Here is a 21,821-nt window from a genome sequence, read left to right on the forward strand (position 1 = left end):
CGGGGAAGTAAAGGGAAAGGGAAAGAAAGCAAAACGAACGAAGCCCCCGCTCTCCTGCGGCACATGCTGCAGGAGAGCGGGGGCTAGAGGCCTAATCAATAAGCTTAAAAAACAAAAAGCCTTGAAAAGAATTACTTCTCGTTAGCCTTGTTGATGATGTTGCGAGCATCACGCTGCTGGAGGGTGAAGTTAAGGTGTCCGCGATCCCTAGAGACAAGGTTGCCCAGCCAGTTGAACACGGTGACGAAGCGGTTGCGGAAGCCAACCAGGTAGGAGGCGTGCAGACCCAACCACGCCAACCAAGCAGGAAGGCCGGTGATCTCGGTCTTGCCAATCTTCATCACGGCATTGAAGCGGGAAATGATGGCCATGGAACCGCGATCGAAGTAGTCGAAAGCTTCCTTCTCGTTGGCGGTGGACTCCTCGTCGACCTTGGCCTCAATGAGCTTGGCGGCGTGGGTGCCGCCCTGAATTGCCACCTGGGCAACACCAGGGAGGCGGTTGAGGCTAATCATGTCGCCGACGATATAAACGTTGGAGTATTCACCAACGGTGAGATCCTCATTAACGGACACGCGGCCGGCGCGGTCAGACTCAACGCCTGCCTGGTCAGCAACGAGCTTGCCCAGGGGCGAAGCCGACACGCCAGCGGACCAGATCTTCGTGGCACCGGCGATGGTGGTGATCTCCTCGGTCTTCATGTCCTTATAAGTCACAGCGTCAGCATCGACGTTGGTGACCATAGCGTTGAGGCGAACATCGACGCCGAGCTTCTCGAGCGAGCGCTGAGCCTTGCGCCCAAGACGCTTGCCAAAGGGAGGGAGCACCTGGGGTGCACCGTCGAGGAGGTAAATCTTTGCTGCGGAGGTGCCGTAGTTGGAATAAGCATCAGACAGCGAGCGGTTTGCCAGCTCGGCGATCTGACCAGTCAGCTCCACGCCGGTGGGGCCGGCGCCGACGATGACGAAGGTGAGCAGGCGCTCGCGCTCTGCAGGATCATCCGTGAGCTCTGCCTTCTCGAAGGCGGAGAGGATACGGGCGCGCAGCTCGAGTGCGTCATCCAAGGTCTTCATGCCGGGGGCAAACTCAGCAAAGTGATCGTTGCCGAAGTAAGACTGGCCAGAACCAGCGGCGATAATCAGCGAGTCATAAGCAAAGGTGCGCTCGAACTCATCAAGATTTGCGGTGACGGTCTGCTTCTCCAAATTGATGTCGGTGACCTCGCCGTTGACGAAGTGAGCGTTGTCTTGTCCGCGCAGGACCTGACGGGTGGAAGGAGCGATCTCTCCGGCAGAAATCAGGCCAGTGGCAACCTGGTAAAGCATGGGCTGGAAGAGGTGGTGGTTCTTCTTGTCGATGAGAGTGATCTCAACGTCTGCACCCTTGAGGTGCTTGACAGCATTGAGCCCGCCAAAACCGGCGCCGATGACGACTACGTGATGGCGACCGCCGGTGGGGCGGTATGGAGTTTCTGCCATGGTGAAGTGATACCTTCCTAAAGCTATATTTTTGGTACCGCCATAGCATAGTCCTTTGATATAGGACATGCATACTTTATCCCCGTTTAACTGGATCTTCACCGGCATGCCTGTCTGTTTTGTCACTGCGGGGATACTAATATTGGGGTGATAGTTAGTTGCTGTCTCATGCAGCTTTTGTTGTCATGCACGCAGCAGGACGGCACACGTCTACTAAAGGAGCTGCGAGTTCTTGTCTGCTCACCCTTTTTCCCACCTCGAATCGATCGACGCGCAGGCGTGGCCCAACGTTGCTACCGTCCCCTCCGGCAGGTTCACCAAGGCGCGGGTGCGCCTCGCCGAAGCCGAGTTTGCCAAAGCTTGTTTTGCTGCGGGATTGGACCTTGATCCGCATAGCAAAGCTCCAGCCGGGCCGGACCTCATCATCGAACATGATGCCCTGTTTTTCAGGCTCGCGGATTCTGGCTGGCTGGGCCTGGCGGAGTCCTACATGGCCGGGGAGTGGAAGACTCCGGACTCCACCCGGTTGGTCAAAGTTCTCCGCGCCTTGCTGGAGGTTCACTATGCGCCGCGCACGCGTGCCATCCCAGTGACAGATTCTTCAACCGGAGAATTGCCTCTGGATTTGGTTTCTTTCTCCGCCGGCGACGGGCTGAGCCAATCCGGGGGGATCTATGCCTCAGGAGTTCCAACAACGGTGCGGGAGAGCGTTGAGAACTATCGGCACAAGATAGGCAGTCGCGAGCCGAAGACCCACTATGTTGACGTCACACAGTTTAGCGTGCCTGAAGCCGTTGACCGCGATGACTTGGGCGATGCCCAGAGGCGGGCGGCAGATTGGCTCTTGGATCTCTCTCGCACCCAGCCAGGCACTCACCTGCTTGTCTATCCTGCCGCAGGCTTGCAGGCGGCAATTCGTGCCACCTCACGCAGAGCAACGGTTGACGTGCTTACGAGCGACGTCGACCAGCGCGCGGCCCTGCAAGAGCTCCTCGTCTTAGAAGGGGCGCAAGACGCCGTCCATGTGGAGACCATAGACACCCCAGTCCCAGGCCCCGCCCAGTGGCGTGGACACTATGACGCGATAATCAGCGTCGAAAAGCTCGAAGCGCTGTCCCCGCGCCAGCGCAAAGCCTATGTGGCGGGCCTCGATCGCCTTTTGGGCTATGAGGGGCGCGCAGTGGTGCAATCCACTGTCGCCACCGCGACGCTGACCGCGCCGGCTCGATCCGCCATGCAGGTTCTACGCGCATATATCTGGCCGGGCCTCGACTTCGGAGAAACCGAGGACGTACATAAACTCTTCGACAGGCACTCCGGCCTGCGCGTTACCTCGCAGACGCACCTGGGATCGCACTACCTGGAGTCGCTGCGGCAGCAGCGCTCTTTCTTCGAGGGGCACAGGCGCGAGGCGGCGGCGGCCGGTTTCGACCGCGTGTTTCGGCGTCTATGGGCGCTGCAATTCGCGCTGCGTGAGGCGCTCTTTGAGCTGGGTATGCTCGATTCGGTGGTCTTCGGCGCCACCCGGCGCCACCGCGGTGGGCGGCGCTAGGCTGGACGCTTAAGTCGGTGCTCGATCCGAAGATCGAGACCGAAATTAAGGGGTGACCACGGGACGCGAAGCGCGCTCAAGGAGCACGGCGATGGAATCGTAGCTGCGCCCGGCGATCATCTCCAGGCCCATCTCGCAGGTGCGGTTATCTGAGACATAGGCGTCGAAGTACTCCGCCGACAGGGATGCGCGCTCCTCGCGGGTCGCGGATTCCACGAGCTCCGGGTGCAGTAGCGCGCGGTCACCGGCGGTGCCACAGCACATGGCACCGGCTGGGACTTTGGCCTCGCCGCAGAGATCTGCCAGAGCAACGAGGTCATCACTGATGCCCATGTGATGGGTGGAACACGTCGGGTGGACCGCAATCTTGCCCATGCCGTGGACGATGGGCAGGTGCTCTACAACCTCGTCGCGCAGCCATTCCACGACGTCGAGAATGCGCAGCTGCTTCCACTTTTCCTCGTCCTCACCCTCGAGGACGTGCGGCACGTTGTCGAGCAAGCCGTGGGTACAGCTGGCTGCATCGACGATGATGGGTAGCTCACCGTGGTCGGACCACTCCCACAGATCGCGGATGATCTTGCGAGCTTGGTAGGCAAAGCCCTCGGCGTAGCCCTTGGATGACCAGGGGGTGCCGCAGCAATCGCCCACGACGTCCTCCGGAATCCACACGGGTTGACCGGAGCGGCGTCCGAGCTCGACGACGGCCCGGGGGAGATCGACGGTATCGGCCGCAGAGCCCGCAGGGCGTCCAAAGATACGGTTGATGCAAGCAGGGAAGTAGACCGCGCCCGCGCCCTCGCGAGGAGTCTGCGGTAGGCGGGAAGCCCCCTTGGGGAGCGGGCCTGGCACCGTGGGGAGAAGGTCGGGGCTAATCACGTTGCGCGCTAGGTTGGCGCCGATTTCCAGCGGCTTATTGCCTACTTTGTTCGCAGAGATGACGCCGGCGCGCGCGAGCTTTTCCACGACATTCCATTTTTCTGCTGTGGTCAGTGCGATCTTTTCGGCTGCCGGGGTGGCCTGCTGGTGGCGCAGCTGCTTCATCACCGAGCCGGTGTCGATGCTAATCGGGCAGGGGATAGAGCACGTACCGTCAGCGGCGCACATATCGACCGCGTCGTACTGATACTCTTCCTGCAGCTTGGCCAGTACTTCCGAGCCCTCGGGCTGGCGGGCCATTTCGCGGCGCAGCACGATACGCTGACGCGGGGTGACGGTGGCGTGCCGCGAGGGGCACACCGGCTCACAGAAGCCACACTCCACGCAGGGATTGATGGCATCTTCGACCTTAGGGAAGGACTTGAGGTTCTTGAGGTGAATGTCGCTGTCACGGCTGAGCTTGACGTTGGGCGCCAAAATCCCCTCCGGGTCGATCATGTCCTTGAGTTCCCACATCAGCTCCCAGGCCTTCTCACCCCATTCCTGTTTGAGGAAGGGCGCCATGTTGACTCCCGTGCCGTGCTCGGCCTTCATCGAACCGTGGTACTTGTCGATGACGAGTTCTGCCAGCTCGTCTAAGAATTCGGCGTAGGCTTCACGCTCGGACTCGACGTCGAATCGCGGGGTGAGGAAGAAGTGCAGGTTGCCAAAGGCGGCGTGGCCCATGACGGACTCCGGGTAGCTGTACTTGGCCTGCAGGTCGAGGAGATCCGCGGCCGCATTGCCAATGTCTGAAGGTGGGAAGCAGACGTCCTCGGTGAGGTAGGAGGTGCCGTTGGGGCGATCGGAGCCCAGCAAACCATAGAGACCATTGCGAAGCTCCCAGGCCCCGCGCATGCCCTCGTCCGAGGTCTCGAACTCCAAAGGGCGCAGCAGCGGCGCATCCTTGAGCACCTCTTTCAGGCGTTCGATGGCGGCCTCGAGGTCGGCTTCGTCGGTTCCGCCCATTTCCACCAGCAGCGCCGCCGTGTCGTCGTCCAGCGTGCGCCAGGACTGCGGGGCGTGGGAGTAGTGCTCGCTGGAGCGCCGCATGACGGAGGCAACGAGCAATTCGCAGGCCTCGGCTCCGGCCTCGACGATGGGGTGGACAAAGCTGGCGGCGTCACGCAGGTTGGGCAGTTCGACCCAAGTGGTTGCCTTGACGCGTGGCAAGGCCACAGTCTTGATAACGGATTCAGTGATGGCACCGAAGATGCCCTCCGAGCCGACTAAAAGGCGCTTGAGAATATGTACGGGCTCGTCCTCGTCCAAAAAGGCGTCGAGGCGCAGACCATTGGTATTGCGGATGGAGAACTTCTTGCGCAGGAACTCCACCAACTCGGTATCGGCGCGCAGGCGATCCCGGAACTCTAGCAACTGGGCGTGGAGCTCCGGCTCCTGGCCTCGAAAGGCCGCGTCACCCTGCGTAGTATCGACGACGGTCCCGGAAGGCAGCACGAAGACTAGCTCATCGACGCAGTGGTAGCTATCGCGCTCGAGCGAGCAGCGCATGCCGCCGGAGTTATCTGCGAGGACGCCGCCGATGGTGCACACGGAGGTTGATCCCGGATCCGGGCCGAGCATGAAACCGTCTCGGCCTAAGATGGCCTGGGCATCGCCGAGGATAACGCCAGGGCGCGACCAGAGCTTCTTCCCGCCTTCACGGACTTCCATGCCACTAAAGTGTGTCTTGACATCGACGAGAATATCGTCCGACATGGCCTGTCCATTTAGGGAAGTACCCGCCGCACGGAAAGTCATGTGGCGGCCGTTTTCGCGGCAGTACTTCATCAGACGAGCGAGGTCATTGGCGCTGCGTGCCGCCACGACAATCTGCGGAATGGCGCGATAGGGACCAGCATCGGAAGAAAAGCGGACGAGATCCGTCAGTCTGCCGTGCACATTGTCTTTGCCGACGATTTCCTCCATATCTTTGATGAGATTGAGAGGGGAGCCATTGGTGAACTTTGAGGGCACCGCGTCGGCTTGGGCGGTTGAGCCCGCCGGGCGGGAGATCTTGGCCGGATTGGGGCTTAACAGCTTTTTCATGGCTCAAATCTAACGCCGCTTAACTGTCGATGGATAGTAAGTCAACCCTAATCAGTGTCTCAAGCAGGGGAGATTTGTCGGATATTACTGCATAGAGTCACAGAACTACGACACCCGTGTCCCAGTGCACGAAAAGAAGTTCCTAGGGCATGGGACGTGTGATAGTCTCTGCGAAACCCATTAACAACTCCAGAGTGATAGATACCGACAGAACCGGTAGACACGATAGGCACTGTGCCGCCGCGATCCGGCGAATCGGCGCCCAGACCTGGAGCGGCTCCTGCACGCTTTTTGACCCGCGAACCGGGCAACAAGGCCACTGCCGAATTCCACATATTCCTCAGTAAACCTAAGTCACGGGGGTGAGAGGCTCATGTCCTCTTCGCAAGAAACCAACACTGTCGCTGCCAGCACGCAAAGCATGCAAAGCGCAGAAGACACGGCAAGCAGCGCCAACGAACCGCAGGAGGGCAGATCTGAAAAGTTTGCGGTATTCATCTTCCCGCTCGTTATCGTGCTCTGCGCGGTGGTGGCATTCCTGGCACCGGATACCTTTACTCCTTTGAGCAACTACACCAATCAATTGCTCATGGTCATCATGTTCTCGATGGGGCTGACCCTGACGCTGCCAGACATGGCCTTGGTGGCCAAGCGCCCTATCCCCATCGCCCTAGCCGTGGTCTGTCAGTACATTGTTATGCCGGTGAGTGCGCTGTTGATTTCAAAGGCCTTTGGTTTCAACGAGGCCGTGACCGTTGGACTCATCCTGCTCGGCTCCGTGCCCAGCGGAACTGCTTCCAACGTCATGACCTATCTTGCTAAAGGAGATGTCGCGCTATCGGTGGCGATGACCTCCGTTTCCACCCTTGTCTCGCCCCTCATGACCCCCTTCTTGATGTTGACTCTAGCGGGGCAGACCACAGCGGTCGATGGTGCTGGTATGGTCTGGTCGCTTGTCCAGACGGTGCTCGTACCGGTTATCTTGGGCCTAGTGCTGCGTTCAGTGGCCACCAAGGCCGTTGATTTCGTGCTTCCGGTCTTGCCGTGGGTGGCTATCTTCGGCGTGGGTGCCGTGGTAATGGCGGTGGTCTCCAAGTCCCAGGAGGCACTCATGATCGTTGGTTTCGTCGTCTTCATCGGTGTGGCCATCCAGAACTTTGTGGGCTATGTCTGCGGTTATTATCTGGCCAAAATCACCCGGCAGCGTGAAGCCGTTGCACGCACGGCGGCTATTGAGATTGCCACGCAGAACTCCGGTCTGGCGTCCGCGTTGGCCTTGCAGTTCTTCACCCCAGAGGCTGCCTTGCCCGGAGTCGTTGCCGCGGTGTGGGCCAACATTACCGGCTCTATCTACGCCGCTATCTCGCGGCGCCGCCCCCTCGAGAAGACACCTGCACCCCAGCGTGTGAAGCAGCCAGTTTCAGCCGCTTAAGCAGGGGATATTGCGCCAAGAATGCTCTCCAGCCCAGAAGTAGGGTGGGGAGCATTCCTCGCGATTGCATAAATTCGCATAGTGGGTAGTAACGTCTGCGCAATGACCAAGCAGACTAAGGGCCTTGAAAGGGGCCTAGAGTACGAGGAAGAAGCCTTCGAACCCACCGGCGACATCGTCGATACCGACGCTGGACGCCAGATTGTCATCGTTCGCGACTTCCCGCAGTCTCCGCGCGTTGTCTGGGATTACATCACTGACCTCCGCGACTTAGAACTCTGGTGCGGAAACCTGCTCAAAGTAGCTGACCGAGAGCACGTTTATGAGTTGCACTCCTGGGACAAGGAGGACTCTATTGAGATCACCGTTGTCGAGTGCACCGCACCCAGCTTCCTGCATATTCGCTCCGATTACGGCCAGGGCATTCAGCGTGAGATTCGCGTCTTTATATCTTCCGATGGACATGGCGGATCCTTCCTCGAGTTCCACCACAATGTCGAGTCCTGCTGCAATTTGGCCGGCACCATTGGCCCCGAGTGGGAGTTTAAACTCGACCGTCTCATGATTGCCTTAAACGGTGGCAACGTCACCAACGTGTGTCTGGAGAACTACCTGCCGCATCAGCAGTCGCACTACAGCATTAGCAACTAGCCCTTCACTCCGAGAGAATTCTCGGCAGAGGTCTGCGTTAAGTCGGGCAAATCTCGCACTCTTAAAAGCGCTCGATCAAAGGTCCCCGGCGACTGCACCACCAATAGGTAGCGCAGCCGCCGGGGAACGACGTGATCTCTAGGGGAGGCGGGGAGCTGCAGCAGGCTAGGGGACTGCCAGCACGGGTTTAGACCTGGTTGAGGTCAACCTTGGACAGCTCTTTCATGCACAGGACGGCGATCAGCGTGATGACTGAAACGATGATCAGGTAGTAGCCAACCCACGCGATACCCGCGTTGGCCACCAGCCACGTAGCAATGAAGGGAGCGATGGCCGCGCCCAAGATGGAGGAGACATTGTAGGAAATGCCCGAACCGGTATAGCGGACGTTGGTGGGGAAGAGTTCAGGCAGGACCGCAGACATTGGGCCAAAGATGAGGCCCATGATGAACATGCCAATGACGAGGAAGGCCAGAACCGAGGCGGTGGTAGCGCTGTCGATGCTCAAGAAGAATGGGAAGGTAAAGCCAAAGGCGATCATGATGAAGGAAGTGGCTATGAGGACAGGCTTGCGTCCACGCCTATCAGCCAAGATGGAGGCACAGGGGATGCCGACCATGAAGGCGAAGATAGAGATCAACTGGATTTCAAGGAACTCGATGTAGTGAATACCCAGGCCCAGACCCTTGCTCGGATCCCCGATGCCATAGGACAGGATCCAGGTGGTAACCAGGTAAAACAGGGTGTAGCACGAAACCATGACGAAGGTGCCGACAATCATGGGCTTGGCAGCGGTCTTAAAGGCCTCAGCAACTGGGCGCTTGGCCTTCTTGCCGGTATCGACAGCGTGGCGGAAAACGGGAGTCTCTTCCAGCTGGAGACGGACGTAGAGGCCGACCAAGACCATGACAGCAGAACCCAGGAACGGCAGGCGCCAGCCCCACTCCATGAATGGACCGGTGACATCGCCGCGCGTGTAGTCCATTGTGGCAACCAAGGTCAGGAAGAAGCCGTTAGCAATCAAGAAGCCGAAGGGTGCACCGAATTGCGGCCACATGGCGGCATAAGCGCGCTTGCCCTTCTCAGCGGTCTCGGAGGCCAGCAGAGCGGCTCCGGACCATTCTCCGCCCAAGCCTAGGCCCTGGCAGAAGCGCATCAGAGCTAGCAGTGCGGGAGCCACAATGCCGATATGCGCGTAGGTGGGAAGACAGCCGATGACGAACGTTGCAATACCCATGGTCAACAGCGCGCCAACCAATGTTGCCTTGCGTCCAATGCGGTCACCGAAGTGGCCGAAGAGGATGGAGCCCACCGGACGTGCCACGAAGGCGAGGCCGAAGGTGGCAAAGGACTGAAGCAAAGCTAAGTTCGGGTCCTCGGTCTTTGGAAAGAAGAGGAAGGGGAAGACCGCGACGGCCGCGGTGGCATAGATGTAGAAGTCATAGAACTCGATCGTGGTGCCAATGGTCGAGGCAAAAGCTATGCGACAGCGGTCCCGTTTACTTAAATGTGCAGTTGAACCAGCCGCTGGCTGCTCGGACTGCTCCGTGGTGGCGATGGACATGTGGTGATCCTGTCAACTGAGAGAGATTATAACTACCTTATGGACGATAGGTGTCCATATAATGAAATGAATTGTCAAGTCCATTCAATGAGACGGTGACAAGTCGCATAGTGCTGGGTGCGAGTACATTGTGAGACATCGTGTGAAGGGTGTCCGCGGCGAAGGGCGCTCTACGCATTCCATGCATTTATGGTGTCGTATGGTGTCGGCTTCGGCGTTTGCTGTCCATCGCCGATCACTGGCGCCTGCCGGGCGGATTCATCAAAGCACGCGCTTGTCGATGCCGTCTGGTGCGGTAGCTACATCGGCGCTTGGAGGGGGTGCAGTTGGTAAAGTTTGACAGAACACAACCAGATGGGGAGGGCGACACAAGCCCTAAATGACATAATGTACATTATCGGACAATAATGGATAGCGGTGAAACGCTATGCGCGGGCTCTGCTGCCTTGTGGTCCACCTACGTGTGGCGCGTCATATGCTTGGCGGCGTCTCATGGGGACTGTTCTCATGCCAGGCTGCAGTCTGAGCGTGCCCGGGCGTTTGTTGACCCTCGAAGTATTGGAGACGCTCCCCGTCTGGGTCCAGTTATGACCTCTATTAAAGTAACAGTGACTTAATAAAGGTGATGGGCTCTGCTCTGTGGCTTATCAGTGATGAGACGTACTACTTAGCTGCGATAAGCCCGTAGTAGTTGCCACGCTGTAAGCCCCACCAACGCGACGGCAACGGACAAGACTATCCACATGGATTGGAAGCCGACGAAGATGATAAACCCGAGTAAGACCACGAGCCTAAACCACAGTGCCGGAATGATGTGTCGCGAGGACATTTTCACCACCTTGTTTCGATACTCGGCCACGGAGCCAACTGTGAGGGCTCAATGCTAGATGCTCAGTACTAGATGCTCAGTACTAGACCAAGTCTAAAGCAAACGGCCTATTGCTTGGCCAGTGCGATACGGATATTGACTTCGCCGTTCTCCGCAATCTTGGCGGCGATCATGTCAGGGGTTTGGATGTCATAATCTAGGCGGTTGACGGGAATGGTGCCGCCCAGCAAGATGAGGTCCCCGTCGCGCACGACGTCGAAATCCTGCGTGACGGGACGCTTCGCATCCTTGATTTGCAGGTCACCAGTGAGCTTGACTTTGGCCACCGAGCCGTCATCCGGCACCGCGGAAAGATCCGCAGGCTGTGTGATGTTAAAGCTAGACTCCGGGTACTTCTCGGTGATGAAGAGCTTAGACTTCATGTTCTGGTCACGGACCTTCTTATCCGTACCCAGCTGAGTCATGTCCACGGTAATGGAACCGGACTCCAATACTCCCCCGTCGATGCTGGCCTGGCCTGTTACGGCAGTTGTAGAACCCGAGGTCCTCGTACGTTCAGCCGGAAGGACCTCGTCAAAAGTAAAGCCCACGGAGGAATGATTGCGGGGATCGCCCTTGACAACCTTCCAATCGCCGTTGAGATCAGTTGATGCTGCCTTCAGCCGGGAAGTATCGATAGGCTCGGTCTTGACGCCCTTGCCCATGAAAAGCGAATAAAAAACCGGCCCGAGCGCCACCGCGCTGGCCAGAGCGATAAGCACCACAAACACGCTGATGACGAGCTTGCGGTTACCAAGAACCTTGTTCATTGTTTCCTATCTTAATTCCTCTAGTTCGCGTGCTAATACTACAAGCTCGGCGCACAACTGTGTTAGTTCTTCACTTGCGGCACCCTCTTTGGAGGCCGTTGCAACGTCTTCTGCGGAGCAACGAAGCTCAAATAGGCCATCCCTTAGAGCATTTGCACGCTGTGGCGACAAGATGACCGCGTCTGCGGGAATCGAGGTGCCAGAAACGTTATTGCGCTGCTCATAGGCACGTTGCTTGCACGAGGCGCTGCAGAACTTGCGTGGTCGACCCCGCCCGTTAGGAGGCAGCTCTTTCCCACACCATTGACAAGATCCCCTGTGCTGGTCACGACGTACGGTACGGATCACCCCAAACACCTTAGCCCATTTGGGCGACCGTGGGAACAAACTTACCTACCAGTCCGTTATACTTATTGTTCTTTGGGCGTTAAATTAGCGCCCAGCACAGGGATTTTGAAAAGGATGATGTTGCATGGCAGATCGCGTACTCCGTGGCAGCCGAATGGGTGCCGTCAGCTACGAAACCGACCGCGACCACGATCTTGCGCCGCGGCAAATGGTTAAGTACCGGACCGAGGCGGGCGATGTCTTTGAGGTTCCTTTTGCGGATGATGCAGAAATTCCTGAGGAATGGATGTGCAAAAACGGACAGCTGGGCACCCTCATGGAGGGGGAAGGCGTAGAGTCCAAGCTGGCCAAGCCACCGCGTACCCACTGGGATATGCTGCGTGAGCGCCGTTCTATGGAAGAACTGGAGTCTTTGCTCCAGGAGCGCATGGATCACCTCAAGTCGCGTCGCCGTACGGCAGCTCGCCTGCTCAAGGAGCAGCAAGCGGCTAATAAGTAAGTCTCTGTGACTGACTCTTATAGAGTCAGCACGCACAAGAAGAAGTGCCTAACTCACGCCGCTGGTGGCGGCCGAGTTAGGCACTTTTTGATGGGTAGTCAAGGAACTACTTAGTCTTGAAAGAGTCCCACTCGTGGCGAGCCATGCGCGATACCTCGCCAAGGAAGTCTTTCATATTGTTGCTCGCAACGGAGACGGCCTTCTTGCCCTCTTGCAGCTTGCCATCTTTGAGCTCATGGGAGGCCATGCGCGATACTTCGCTGGCAAGCTCCTTGGCTTGCTCGGCACGGTGAGCCAAGCCCCACTTCGAGACCTCGACGAGGGAGTCTTTGACAAACGAGCCGTCCAGCTTGGACTCACCAAATTCGCGATCGGTGAAGGTGATGGGTACTTCGCGCACGTCGAAGCCCTCCTTGACCGCGCGGAACGCGAGATCTACCTGGAAGATGTAGCCGGCCTTGGAGAGCTCATCGAAGTCGATGGACTCGAGCAAGCTACGGCGGAATGCGCGGTATCCGGCGGTCATATCGGACAGGCCGGCACCAAGCGCGAAAGAGATGTAGAGGTTACCCAGACGCGAGAGGTACTCACGCGAAGCCGGCCAGTTGACGGTCTCCCCGCCCGGCACATAACGCGAGCCAATAACCAGATCGGCGCCTTTGTCGATCTGCTCGAGGAGCAAGTGCAGCTGCTCAGGGGCGTGCGAACCATCAGCGTCCATTTCACACAGCACCTCATAGTCACGCTCAAGGCCCCACTTGAAGCCAGCGATATAGGCCCCGAGCAGCCCGCCCTTGCCCTCACGGTGCAGGACGTGAATATGATCGTTGCTCTCGGCGTACTTATCAGCCAGATCGCCGGTCCCATCGGGAGAATTATCATCGACGATCAAGATGCGGACGTCCGGGGTTGCCTCGAGGACTCGACCGGTGATGAGAGGGAGGTTCTCAATCTCGTTGTAGGTCGGAATGATCACCAAGGTGGAAAATGTAATAGTGCTCACGGCGTACTAAGCTCCTCAATCGTTTTCTTTGACTTGCGCGGCGCGCGCGGCAGCCGGTTGTAACGCAGCGCAATAACTGCGCAGACGATTCCAATGATAGCCATGAGCCATTGCAGGAGCGAACCAAAACGCACAGCAAAAGTCTCTCCCTCCCGCACGGGAAGGGTGGCTATGAGGTGATCGGGCTCAAAAATCTCAGTCTGTTGGCTCACAGAACCGTCCGGTTGAACTATAGCCGAGACACCTGAGGTGGCGGCCACCACCACTGCCCTATCCGTCTCCAGCGCACGCAGCCGGCTCATTGCTAGCTGCTGATAGGTCATATCGGAGTAGCCAAAGGTGGCATTGTTGGTGGGCGAGACTAGGATCCCCGCACCGTGGCGAACCGAGGAACGGAAAGCCTCATCGAAGGAGACTTCGTAGCAGGTAGCAACGCCCACCGCGATTCCCGCCATGTCGACTACTCCCGGCCCGTCACCTGGTTTGAAGTCCCCCGCGTAGTCCACATAGGAAGAAAGATGCCGGAAGAAGTCCCTCATGGGCATGGTTTCCCCGAAAGGCTGCAGGTACTTCTTGTAGTGGTGCTCGCCAACGCGGGAATCGGGGTAGAACACCTGCATGGTGTTGCGCTCTCCCACAGCGTCTTCCGTGAGCGTGCCCACCAGAATTGGGGCCTTAATGGCGTTTGCAGCGGCGTCGACTAGCGTGCGGGCCTGCGCGTCCTGGAAAGGATTGACATCGGAAGAGTTCTCCGGCCACAGCACGAGATCGACTTGTGCCCCCTCGCGCGCGGCGCGTTGGGTTTCCATGACGTGGTTACTCAACACTGCGCGGCGCTGTCCCTCGAAATCCAGTCCAGTGCGCGGCACGTTACCCTGAATGGCCGCTACCGTTACCTCACGTTCTGTCTTGGCGGGATTATTGACGCCTCCCTCCGCCAGCAGCCCGGCGACCAACGGAAGAACTACGGCCGCAAGGCCAGCTCCCCGCAGGCGCCAGCTGTTGGCTGCGAAGGTTCCCACAAGACCCATTGCGCAGGCCACCGTGGCAAAGGTAATGAGCGCCGGGCCTCCCCAAGGCGCGAGATAGGCCAAGGGGCCATCGATTTGGCCCCACGCCAGGCGTACCCAGGAAAACCCGCCAAAGGGCACCGAAGAGCGCAAGAGCTCCACCGCCACATAAAAGAAAGGGAAAACAAGGAAGCCCCAGCGCCACCTAGAGATCGCTACCCCTCCTATGCCTAAGAGCAGGGAATACAACGACAACCAGAACGCCAACGCGATGTAGGGAAACTGGCCGACGAGCTCGCCTATCCACGGTAGCGTGCATAGGTAGAGGACTAAGCCGTGCGCGAAGGCGAAGACGGCACCGTACCACGTAGGAATGGTACGCCCGCGCCAAGGCATGAAGCTGACGTATAAGAGGGCAATGCCGACTATTCCTGCCGGCCACCAGCCCAGGGGCTTGACCGAGGCAAAGGTGATGCCGCCTGACGCTAAAGCTAGCGCCAAGCGGCCAAGAGATATAAGCACTTATTTACCGCCGCGGGGAGAATCAGACGGTCCCTCAGAATCGTCGGGGTGGTCTGTGCGTTTGGTGCCTTCGGTTCCGCCAGGAGAACTAAAATCCTCCGGTGATACCTGCTCAGACCAGCGGTGGATTTCCTCCTCCTCGATGACTTCCGTGCCGGAGCCGATGCCTCCCATGCTGGGGTGGGAGCTCCCTGCCGCAGCCGAGGGTGGTGTGCCAAAGCTGCCATAGCTGGCGTGGTTGTTGTGCATCGGGGACGCCTCGTACATGCGTGCACCCACGTTCTCAATTTTTCGGTACAAAGACGCAGCGGCGATGGTACGGATAAACGCGCGGGTAGGCGGGAGAATCAACAAGATTCCTAGTCCCGTTGAGACAAATCCCGGCATGGAGAGCAAAAATCCTCCCAACAGGGTCAGGCCCACGTTGCCCGCGGTCTTTCCCGCTTGGCTGCTGTCCATGTAATAAACGCCGTCTTCGCCTTTGACTACCTGGTGGCTCATCAGGCGGCGGACCTCGAAGCCTGCGATGGACATTCCGAAGAACATGCACACGAATAGTGCAAGCAGTGCCCACCCCAGGCCGATCCACCTCGACACGGCCCAGAATGCAAGTGTTTCGAGGAAGATATAAACAAAGAAGACTAAAAACGGCATGTCCCTACCCTACCCAGAACGGCTGTAAATTTGATGCGAGGCACGAATACTATGGAGGCGTAACTGGAGGAGCGCGCGCGGCTAGACTAGCCGCATGGCTTTACCCTTGATATTCAATAGCCGTACCGGTCTGATAAACAATAATTACGCCGATTCCGTGCGATTTCACCCTGCGGGAGGCGCGATGACTGGGCACGATTGGCAGAACTTGGCCGAGATGGCGCAGCAACTGGGTGACGGCGCCATCCACCTGTTGCCCGGTTCCGCGGCGCAGGTTCAAGGCATCTTCAACCCCACCGTCCTGCCAAAATTCTTGCGGGATCAGCCTATAAGTAGCGCGCCGACACCGCTATTGGCTTCCCCGTTGTCTTCACCTGCCAGGGATGCGGCCCGCGCCCTAGCACAGCATACGAGCGCTGAGACAGATTCTCGCGCGCTACTTCCAGGCCTCCTCGTGGGCATAGATGGCGGTGCTGGTGACGTAGTGGCGCAGCGTCCCGCACTCGGGGCCATTTGGCGTGGACAAGGCTACGAGGTCATCGAGGACGCAGCGCCGACTGGCAATGTGGTGGCTATTGATGAGCTCGCAGCGCTTATCGAAGCCGCGATAGCTAGGGAAGCATCTGCACCTGAGACAGACAGTGCCAAGGCGGTAGAACTCATCGCTCCCGAAGCCGAGCACTTGCCTATCGGATGGCTGCCTGACAAAGAAGATCCAGCTCGTGTCAGCCTCGGCGCAGGCTTAGCCGATGGGCTTCTCTCCGCCGAGATAGCGGCGCTCCTAGGGCGGTTGGAGGTCGATATCAGTATCACCCCGTGGCGAGGGTTGCTCTTTCACGACCTCCCGGAAGGCGATGCCGAGGTCATAGTGAAAGTACTGGCGCCGCGCGGTTTCATCTTCGATATCAACTCGCCGGAGCTGTCCTTCTAGGGGCTTTCTTTCATGGGCAAGCTCGCTAGCGGGGCATGTGCCGCCACAAGGGACGCGGAACGCAGCGCATAATCCATGCGAGGATTCGCAAGGAGGAAGGAATCCACAGCGTGCGGCTGCGCAGTCGGGGCAGGCGGACGGAGTCCTGCACTGCGTCAGTCCCCTGCCCGTGCGCATCGATCACCGATTTGTCCATTGCATCGACGACGGCCATGGCCACGTCGGCTGGGGTCACTGAAAGCGGAGCCGGCTTCATGCCCTTGGTCATTGAACCGATGACGAAGCCGGGGCGAGCGGTCAGCAAAGCCAGGGGTCCCGCATGCAACCTATCGGCCAAGCCCTGGCAGAAGGCGTCTAGGCCGGCCTTTGTAGAGCCGTACACGTAGTTGGCGCGCCGCGCTCGCCAACCGGCTATCGAAGAAAAGGCCACGATATATCCGCTGCACATCTGCGAGGCCAGCACTGTGAGCATCGATACTTGCGCAGCATAATCCACGACCGCGATGTCATAGGCGTGCGCCTCGTCTTGCTCTGCGCGGGTCTGGTCGCCGAGAATCCCAAAGGCAACGACGGCGACGTTGATGTCACCGGCTAATGCCCTGGCGCGTTCGAATACCTGCCGGTGTTCGGTTTGGTTGCAAGCATCGAAATCAATGACGTGGACACTGGCCGCCGTTGTTGAAAGCGCATGGACGAGATCCTCCATGCCGTGTTCGCCACGCGCAGCAAGGACAACGTCATTTCCAGGCGCTAGCCGTGTGGCAATCTCGTCACCGATGTCGCTGCGGCCTCCCAGGATGAGTATGCCGGCCACTTAACGCAGCTCCCGTGGGCCGTCGTTCAAGCAAATGCACTCGGCGTCACCGACCACAACGATGTCCTCCAAACGCATGCCCCACTGGCCGGGCATATAGATTCCCGGCTCGATGGAAAAAGCCATGCCAGGCTGCAAAACTACCTCGTTGCCGCGCATAATGAAAGGCTCCTCATGCGTGGAAAGCCCAATGCCGTGGCCAGTGCGGTGAACAAAATACTCCCCAAATCCTGCGTCGCTGATAATGCGGCGTGTTACCTCATCGACCTCGGAGGCGGTGGAACCAGCAATTGCCTGCGCACGGCCGGCGGCTTGGGCTTTGAGGAGGACATCATAGGCCTGAGTGAAGCCGGCAGGCGCGGCATCAAGGTCACCGCCGACGATATATGTGCGCGTGCAATCGGAATGATAGCCAGAAGGCAGCGTTCCGCCGATATCGACGACCACCGGGTCCCCGTGCTCCATAACGCGATCGGAGAAGCTGTGGTGGGGGTTTGCTCCATTCGGCCCAGAGCCGACGATGACAAAGTCCACCTCAGCGTGCTCACGCAGGATTTTCTCGTGCAGCTGTGCGGCTACCTGTGCCTCCGTTAGACCTGCCTGCAAAAGCTGTGGCACGGCGTCATGGACCGCATCGATGGCTGCGCCCGCCTTGCTCAGCTCGGCGATCTCGGCAGCGTCCTTGCTCATGAACAGCTCCGCCAAGGCATAGGTGGCCAGGCTGAACTCCGCGTGGCTGAGCAGTTGTTGGAAACGCAGAACGTGGTCGGCCGTCAAAGAGGAACCAAGGGCTATGCGCTCAGGCTTAGCCATGCCTTCTACGGCACTACGATAAGGGTCCTCCCCGTCTTTCCAACCGCGGATCTCCACGCCTATCTCCCCCAGCGGAGAGGAGAAAAGATCCTGGTAGTCCGTCTGCGGTGCTAAGACGCGGCAGTCGCCTTGAGCCGGGACCACCAGCGCTGTGAGGCGCTCGTGGGAAGACATCCAAGAGCCCGTTAGGTACGCAAAGTCCGCTCCGGTGCCGACGATGAGCAGATCGATCCCCGTGCTCGCCACAATGCTCTGAGCCTTATGTAGGCGTTCAAGATAAACAGAGGGAGCGAAACTTGTCGGAGTAAAAGTCATGCCAGACATGCTACCCGTGCCGCTTACGCGGCCTCGGGTGCAGGGACACTGGCCAGAGAGTGCAGCTAGGGTATGTAATGTGAACCTAAGACAGATACTCCCGGAGGATGCGAGGCGCGCCACGGTCCGGCTAACTGCGCCGACTAGCTATTGTTCTGGAGTGCTCATTGCCGCAGACCTCGGCGCCCACTCGGCTAAGGCCACCGCCTTCGTGCTGACCTGTGCGCATTTCTTTCGAGGCCTTCCCGCCAATCCTGTTCCTGCCATCACAGTCACGGGGCCGGGATTTAGGCGCACAGTGAGTGCGGTGAGGAGGATCCGTGGCACTGATATCGCCGTCGCCAAGCTTGACTCCCCCGCCCCAGCGCGGGCCCTGCCACCAGTCACCCGGCGCGGGGCGGTGTGGATGCAGCGCATTGTCACCTACGGCTACGGCGGAAGGCGCACCACCGCGAGTGAAAAGCCGGGGCGGGCACTTATCACCCTCCCTCTGAGCCTTTCACGCAACCTCTCTACGCTTGTCGCCCCAGCCGGGCTGGTACTTAACCGCCCTGGGGCAATCAAAGGAGATTCCGGAGGCCCAATCTTTGGCGCCGGCGAGGTGCTCGCCACCCAGTCCCTCGTACTGGATCCCGCGGGTGTGCAAACTCCCTTGGCTACCACTTCCCTATTAGGCAGTCACCGCGGTGCACTAAGGCGTGCGATAGGAGCTCTTTAAACTGGGGCGTGAATGCTAGGCGAATGAGCGCTGCCCTCGACTGAGCTCTGCACTATCGTGCCTAGCAGCCCTGCCGCCTTAAGCACCTATGGCCACGACCCCGCGTTGGATGGCATCGATAGCGCGGCGCGCATTGCTGCGGATATCAGGTTCATATCCGGTCTTCGCCACCTGCTGGAGTAGATCGACAACCTGCCTGCACCAGCGCACGAAGTCACCTGGAGTAAGCTCCGCACCGGATTCTGCAGCGGCTGCAAGGCAATATCCCAACGGAGCACCGGCCGCCCACTGGTGGATAGCCAGGGCAAAACCCGGCTCCGGCTCCCGGGTTATGGGTAAGCTATGGCGCTTCTCGTCCGAGATGAGCTCGGTGTAGATGCGCCACGTTGCCTCCATGGCCACGCCCATGGCTTCCGTGGCAGCCTGCGGCTCGCCACCAGTGGCTTTACGGTTCTCAAAAGAGCACAGAGAAGCCACCCCCGCGAGTTCAGCTGGGTCAAGATCGTTCCAGATGCCGCGTTTGAGGCATTGAGCCACGAGGAGATCTGACTCGTTGTGGATCTGCGCGAGCCGCTCGCCTTCCTCGGTGATGACGGGAACGCGTTCATCCCCAAAGCCTTCAAAGACCACATAGTCCATCTCTGAGAGTAGACCAACGATGCGCTCGAAGGTGGAGGCCAGCGTGTCAGTAGCGCGCTTAACCGTCGAATTGAGCCTTGCCAGATCGCGCTCCCGCCGCAGCAGTTTCTGCACGAGGCGCGCCAACTGCTCGCGGTCCGTTGCCGGCCATCCATGAGCCGGGTGGCTGCGGATGGCTCGCCGCAACTCATCGACGCGGTGCGAGGGGCGCTGGCGTGGAGTCCGCCGCATCTTATGCGGACGATCATAATGATTGCGGCGGAAGGAATCCTCCACGAACTTAGTATTGCGCCGCGGATTCTTTTGCACGGGTCGCGGCAACTTCATGTGGCCGACGTGGATGGGCGGATTGTCAATACCGGCGGCGTCGATACGCCCTGACCAGCCCTGCTCTGTGGTGACCCAAGGGCGAGGATCCGCACTCTGATTGGCCGGAGTGATAACCACAGCCAGGACAGGATGCTTGCGGCCAGCCATAGCGATGACATCCCCGACCTGGAGGCGAGACAAGACTGCGGCCACCTCCTGCTTGCGCTGCGTATCCGAGGTAGATTGTGAAGATTTCTCTTCATCGCTCAACTCGCGACGAAGGCGCACATAATCCACGATGACATCGACTGGATCGGACTCATCGAGGGTAGGCGGCGCTAGAGACTCAATGAGCTCGCTCAATTGTGCGCGCAGCTCGCGTACGCGGTGCTCGGCGCGTTCTATTTCCCGCGTCTCCTCCACCACGGAGTCATCCGCTTGGAACTGCGCGAAAGACTTCTCGAGTAGGCGCAGCGAATCCTCGAAGCCGAGCATTCCCAGGAGATTGACGGCCATGTTATAGCCGGGCTGGAACGTAGAGATAAGTGGATAAGTTCGGGTTGAGGCCAAGCCTGCTACTTGCCGTGGGTCCATTGCCGGTGCCCATTGGACTACAGCGTTGCCCATCGTATCAATGCCGCGCCGGCCCGCCCGCCCGGTGAGCTGGGTGTATTGACCCGGCGTGAGATCAACATGGGCCTCGCCGTTGAACTTAACGAGCTTTTCGAGCACCACGGTGCGCGCTGGCATATTTATGCCCAGCGCCAGGGTTTCCGTGGCGAAGACTGCTCGCACCAGCCCCTTGACAAAAAGCTCCTCCACGATGTGTCGAAAGGCGGGGAGCATACCTGCGTGGTGCGCGGCAAAACCGCGCGAGAGGGCCTCGCGCCAGCGCGTGAAATCCAGCACCTGCAGATCCTCTTCCGGGATGCCCTCGACCCCAGCATCGATGATGGACTTGATTCGCTCCGATTCTTCAGGCGAGGTCAGGTGCATGCGGCTGCGCAGGCACTGATGCAAGGCACCATCGCAGCCAGCGCGGGAAAAGATGAAGGTAATAGCAGGGAGCATGTTGAGCTCCTGCAGGCTACGCAGCACCTCCGGCCGCCCGAGGGGACGGTAGCGATCTTGAGCGCGCGGGGCGCCAGAGCGGCCTGCCCGCGATGATCCTTCCCCATCGCCGGAGCCACCCTTGTGCCGCGCCCGCGCCCGAAAGCTCTTGCGGGAGCTGTACTCCGAACGCCCTTCATCCGCAGTACCAGACTCTAGGCGCTGGATGCGGCGAACCAACTCGCCATTGACTTGGCCTTGGGTCCTCGGCTCAAACAAAGGGAAGATCTTCTTGCCCAGCATCATCCACTGATCCAACGGGACAGGGCGGTGCTCGGAAACAATGACGGCGGTGTCTCCGCGCACGGTGCTGAGCCAGTCTCCGAATTCCTCGGAGTTTGAAACCGTGGCGGACAGCCCAATGATGGAGACGTGTTCGTCAAGGTTGAGGATTACTTCCTCCCACACCGCGCCGCGCGAGGCATCAGCCAAGAAGTGGATCTCATCCATCACGACGTGGCTGAGCCTATCCAAAGCGGCGGACTCGGCGTAGATCATGTTGCGCAGAACTTCCGTGGTCATGACCACGATCTCCGCGCCCGGGTTAATGGAGACGTCCCCAGTAAGCAGGCCGATGGCGTCTTCGCCGTGGACGGCAACGAGGTCATGGTACTTCTGGTTGCTCAGCGCCTTAATAGGAGTGGTATAAAAGCACTTTGTGCCGCGAGCGAGGGCGACGAAGACGGCAAACTCCCCCACCACGGTTTTTCCAGCGCCAGTGGGGGCGCATACCAACACTCCATGGCCGTCTTCGACTACGCGGCAGCCTTGCTCCTGGAAGTCATCGAGGGGGTAAGGAAGTGTTGCGGAGAACTCTCCCAGCAGTGTCTGACTCATAGTGAATCAGGGTACCT

At 59.1% G+C, this 21,821-nt stretch carries 18 protein-coding genes; 6 read left to right on the forward strand and 12 right to left on the reverse strand.

What is annotated here, in order from left to right; genetic code table 11:
- Positions 1–131: 131 nt before the first annotated feature.
- Positions 132–1,478, reverse strand: a complete 1,347-nt coding sequence (locus tag F4V60_RS06085) for an NAD(P)/FAD-dependent oxidoreductase (protein WP_075729790.1) — start codon at positions 1,476–1,478, stop codon at positions 132–134.
- A gap of 232 nt (positions 1,479–1,710) precedes the next feature.
- On the opposite strand from F4V60_RS06085, the gene F4V60_RS06090 reads away from it, so the two are divergent.
- Positions 1,711–3,030: a class I SAM-dependent methyltransferase gene (locus F4V60_RS06090; RefSeq protein WP_075729791.1), complete on the forward strand. Its 1,320-nt coding sequence runs from the start codon at positions 1,711–1,713 to the stop codon at positions 3,028–3,030.
- A gap of 45 nt (positions 3,031–3,075) precedes the next feature.
- On the opposite strand, the gene F4V60_RS06095 is transcribed toward F4V60_RS06090, so the two are convergent.
- On the reverse strand, positions 3,076–5,997 hold the full coding sequence (locus tag F4V60_RS06095) for an FAD-binding and (Fe-S)-binding domain-containing protein (protein ID WP_075729792.1): 2,922 nt from the start codon (positions 5,995–5,997) through the stop codon (positions 3,076–3,078).
- A gap of 421 nt (positions 5,998–6,418) precedes the next feature.
- On the opposite strand from F4V60_RS06095, the gene F4V60_RS06100 reads away from it, so the two are divergent.
- Together F4V60_RS06100 and F4V60_RS06105 are read left to right on the forward strand one after the other, a co-directional pair.
- Positions 6,419–7,429, forward strand: a complete 1,011-nt coding sequence (locus F4V60_RS06100) for a bile acid:sodium symporter family protein (protein ID WP_075731108.1) — start codon at positions 6,419–6,421, stop codon at positions 7,427–7,429.
- Between the two features lie 102 nt (positions 7,430–7,531).
- The gene (locus tag F4V60_RS06105; RefSeq protein ID WP_075729793.1) at positions 7,532–8,080 is read left to right on the forward strand and encodes an SRPBCC family protein; all 549 of its coding nucleotides are present in this window, start codon (positions 7,532–7,534) and stop codon (positions 8,078–8,080) included.
- Between the two features lie 187 nt (positions 8,081–8,267).
- Here the strand turns inward: F4V60_RS06105 and F4V60_RS06110 are convergent, their stop codons facing one another.
- The 4 genes from F4V60_RS06110 to F4V60_RS12760 form a co-directional block, all read right to left on the reverse strand.
- Entirely contained in the window at positions 8,268–9,644 is a 1,377-nt protein-coding gene (locus F4V60_RS06110; RefSeq protein ID WP_075729794.1) for an MFS transporter, read from the reverse strand.
- A 667-nt stretch (positions 9,645–10,311) separates the two neighbouring features.
- Complete coding sequence (locus F4V60_RS12525) at positions 10,312–10,473, reverse strand: hypothetical protein (protein ID WP_170216818.1); 162 nt, start codon at positions 10,471–10,473, stop codon at positions 10,312–10,314.
- 107 nt (positions 10,474–10,580) lie between these two features.
- On the reverse strand, positions 10,581–11,282 hold the full coding sequence (locus tag F4V60_RS06115; protein ID WP_075729795.1) for a YceI family protein: 702 nt from the start codon (positions 11,280–11,282) through the stop codon (positions 10,581–10,583).
- Between the two features lie 6 nt (positions 11,283–11,288).
- On the reverse strand, positions 11,289–11,627 hold the full coding sequence (locus F4V60_RS12760; protein WP_075731110.1) for a hypothetical protein: 339 nt from the start codon (positions 11,625–11,627) through the stop codon (positions 11,289–11,291).
- 127 nt (positions 11,628–11,754) lie between these two features.
- Between F4V60_RS12760 and F4V60_RS06125 the strand changes: the two genes are divergently transcribed.
- Positions 11,755–12,129: an RNA polymerase-binding protein RbpA gene (locus F4V60_RS06125; protein ID WP_075729796.1), complete on the forward strand. Its 375-nt coding sequence runs from the start codon at positions 11,755–11,757 to the stop codon at positions 12,127–12,129.
- 106 nt (positions 12,130–12,235) lie between these two features.
- Here the strand turns inward: F4V60_RS06125 and F4V60_RS06130 are convergent, their stop codons facing one another.
- From F4V60_RS06130 to F4V60_RS06140, 3 genes are read right to left on the reverse strand one after another with little or no spacing between them, the layout of a single operon-like run.
- The gene (locus F4V60_RS06130) at positions 12,236–13,132 is read right to left on the reverse strand and encodes a polyprenol monophosphomannose synthase (RefSeq protein ID WP_075729797.1); all 897 of its coding nucleotides are present in this window, start codon (positions 13,130–13,132) and stop codon (positions 12,236–12,238) included.
- The gene (gene lnt / locus F4V60_RS06135) at positions 13,129–14,664 is read right to left on the reverse strand and encodes an apolipoprotein N-acyltransferase (RefSeq protein ID WP_075729798.1); all 1,536 of its coding nucleotides are present in this window, start codon (positions 14,662–14,664) and stop codon (positions 13,129–13,131) included. Before lnt ends, F4V60_RS06130 begins: the two co-directional genes overlap by 4 nt.
- The gene (locus F4V60_RS06140) at positions 14,665–15,318 is read right to left on the reverse strand and encodes an FxsA family protein (RefSeq protein ID WP_075729799.1); all 654 of its coding nucleotides are present in this window, start codon (positions 15,316–15,318) and stop codon (positions 14,665–14,667) included.
- Between the two features lie 94 nt (positions 15,319–15,412).
- On the opposite strand from F4V60_RS06140, the gene F4V60_RS06145 reads away from it, so the two are divergent.
- A complete protein-coding gene (locus F4V60_RS06145) occupies positions 15,413–16,249 on the forward strand; it encodes a cobalamin biosynthesis protein (protein WP_141255881.1) in 837 nt (278 codons plus the stop codon).
- A gap of 25 nt (positions 16,250–16,274) precedes the next feature.
- Here F4V60_RS06145 and F4V60_RS06150 read toward each other — a convergent pair whose 3' ends face one another.
- Both F4V60_RS06150 and F4V60_RS06155 read right to left on the reverse strand, forming a co-directional pair.
- Positions 16,275–17,063, reverse strand: a complete 789-nt coding sequence (locus F4V60_RS06150; protein ID WP_075729800.1) for an SDR family oxidoreductase — start codon at positions 17,061–17,063, stop codon at positions 16,275–16,277.
- On the reverse strand, positions 17,064–18,191 hold the full coding sequence (locus tag F4V60_RS06155) for a M24 family metallopeptidase (RefSeq protein WP_075731114.1): 1,128 nt from the start codon (positions 18,189–18,191) through the stop codon (positions 17,064–17,066). It lies immediately after the preceding gene.
- A gap of 79 nt (positions 18,192–18,270) precedes the next feature.
- Here F4V60_RS06155 and F4V60_RS06160 point away from each other — a divergent pair, with 79 nt between their 5' ends.
- Entirely contained in the window at positions 18,271–18,909 is a 639-nt protein-coding gene (locus tag F4V60_RS06160) for a S1 family peptidase (RefSeq protein ID WP_170216816.1), read from the forward strand.
- Positions 18,910–18,987: 78 nt separating this feature from the next.
- Here F4V60_RS06160 and F4V60_RS06165 read toward each other — a convergent pair whose 3' ends face one another.
- A complete protein-coding gene (locus tag F4V60_RS06165) occupies positions 18,988–21,804 on the reverse strand; it encodes a DEAD/DEAH box helicase (protein ID WP_075729801.1) in 2,817 nt (938 codons plus the stop codon).
- Positions 21,805–21,821: the final 17 nt, after the last annotated feature.

Origin of the sequence: Corynebacterium flavescens (assembly GCF_008693105.1) — a bacterium.
Classification (GTDB): Bacteria; Actinomycetota; Actinomycetes; order Mycobacteriales; family Mycobacteriaceae; genus Corynebacterium; species Corynebacterium flavescens.

Bases quoted from the DNA above. Each gene is read 5' to 3' on its own strand.
- F4V60_RS06085 (WP_075729790.1), bottom strand. From the start codon at position 1,478: ATGGCAGAAACTCCATACCGCCCCACCGGCGGTCGCCATCACGTAGTC.
- F4V60_RS06095 (WP_075729792.1), bottom strand. From the start codon at position 5,997: ATGAAAAAGCTGTTAAGCCCCAATCCGGCCAAGATCTCCCGCCCGGCG.
- F4V60_RS06100 (WP_075731108.1), top strand. From the start codon at position 6,419: ATGCAAAGCGCAGAAGACACGGCAAGCAGCGCCAACGAACCGCAGGAG.
- F4V60_RS06105 (WP_075729793.1), top strand. From the start codon at position 7,532: ATGACCAAGCAGACTAAGGGCCTTGAAAGGGGCCTAGAGTACGAGGAA.
- F4V60_RS06110 (WP_075729794.1), bottom strand. From the start codon at position 9,644: ATGTCCATCGCCACCACGGAGCAGTCCGAGCAGCCAGCGGCTGGTTCA.
- F4V60_RS12525 (WP_170216818.1), bottom strand. From the start codon at position 10,473: ATGTCCTCGCGACACATCATTCCGGCACTGTGGTTTAGGCTCGTGGTC.
- F4V60_RS06115 (WP_075729795.1), bottom strand. From the start codon at position 11,282: ATGAACAAGGTTCTTGGTAACCGCAAGCTCGTCATCAGCGTGTTTGTG.
- F4V60_RS06125 (WP_075729796.1), top strand. From the start codon at position 11,755: ATGGCAGATCGCGTACTCCGTGGCAGCCGAATGGGTGCCGTCAGCTAC.
- F4V60_RS06140 (WP_075729799.1), bottom strand. From the start codon at position 15,318: ATGCCGTTTTTAGTCTTCTTTGTTTATATCTTCCTCGAAACACTTGCA.
- F4V60_RS06145 (WP_141255881.1), top strand. From the start codon at position 15,413: ATGGCTTTACCCTTGATATTCAATAGCCGTACCGGTCTGATAAACAAT.
- F4V60_RS06155 (WP_075731114.1), bottom strand. From the start codon at position 18,191: ATGACTTTTACTCCGACAAGTTTCGCTCCCTCTGTTTATCTTGAACGC.
- F4V60_RS06165 (WP_075729801.1), bottom strand. From the start codon at position 21,804: ATGAGTCAGACACTGCTGGGAGAGTTCTCCGCAACACTTCCTTACCCC.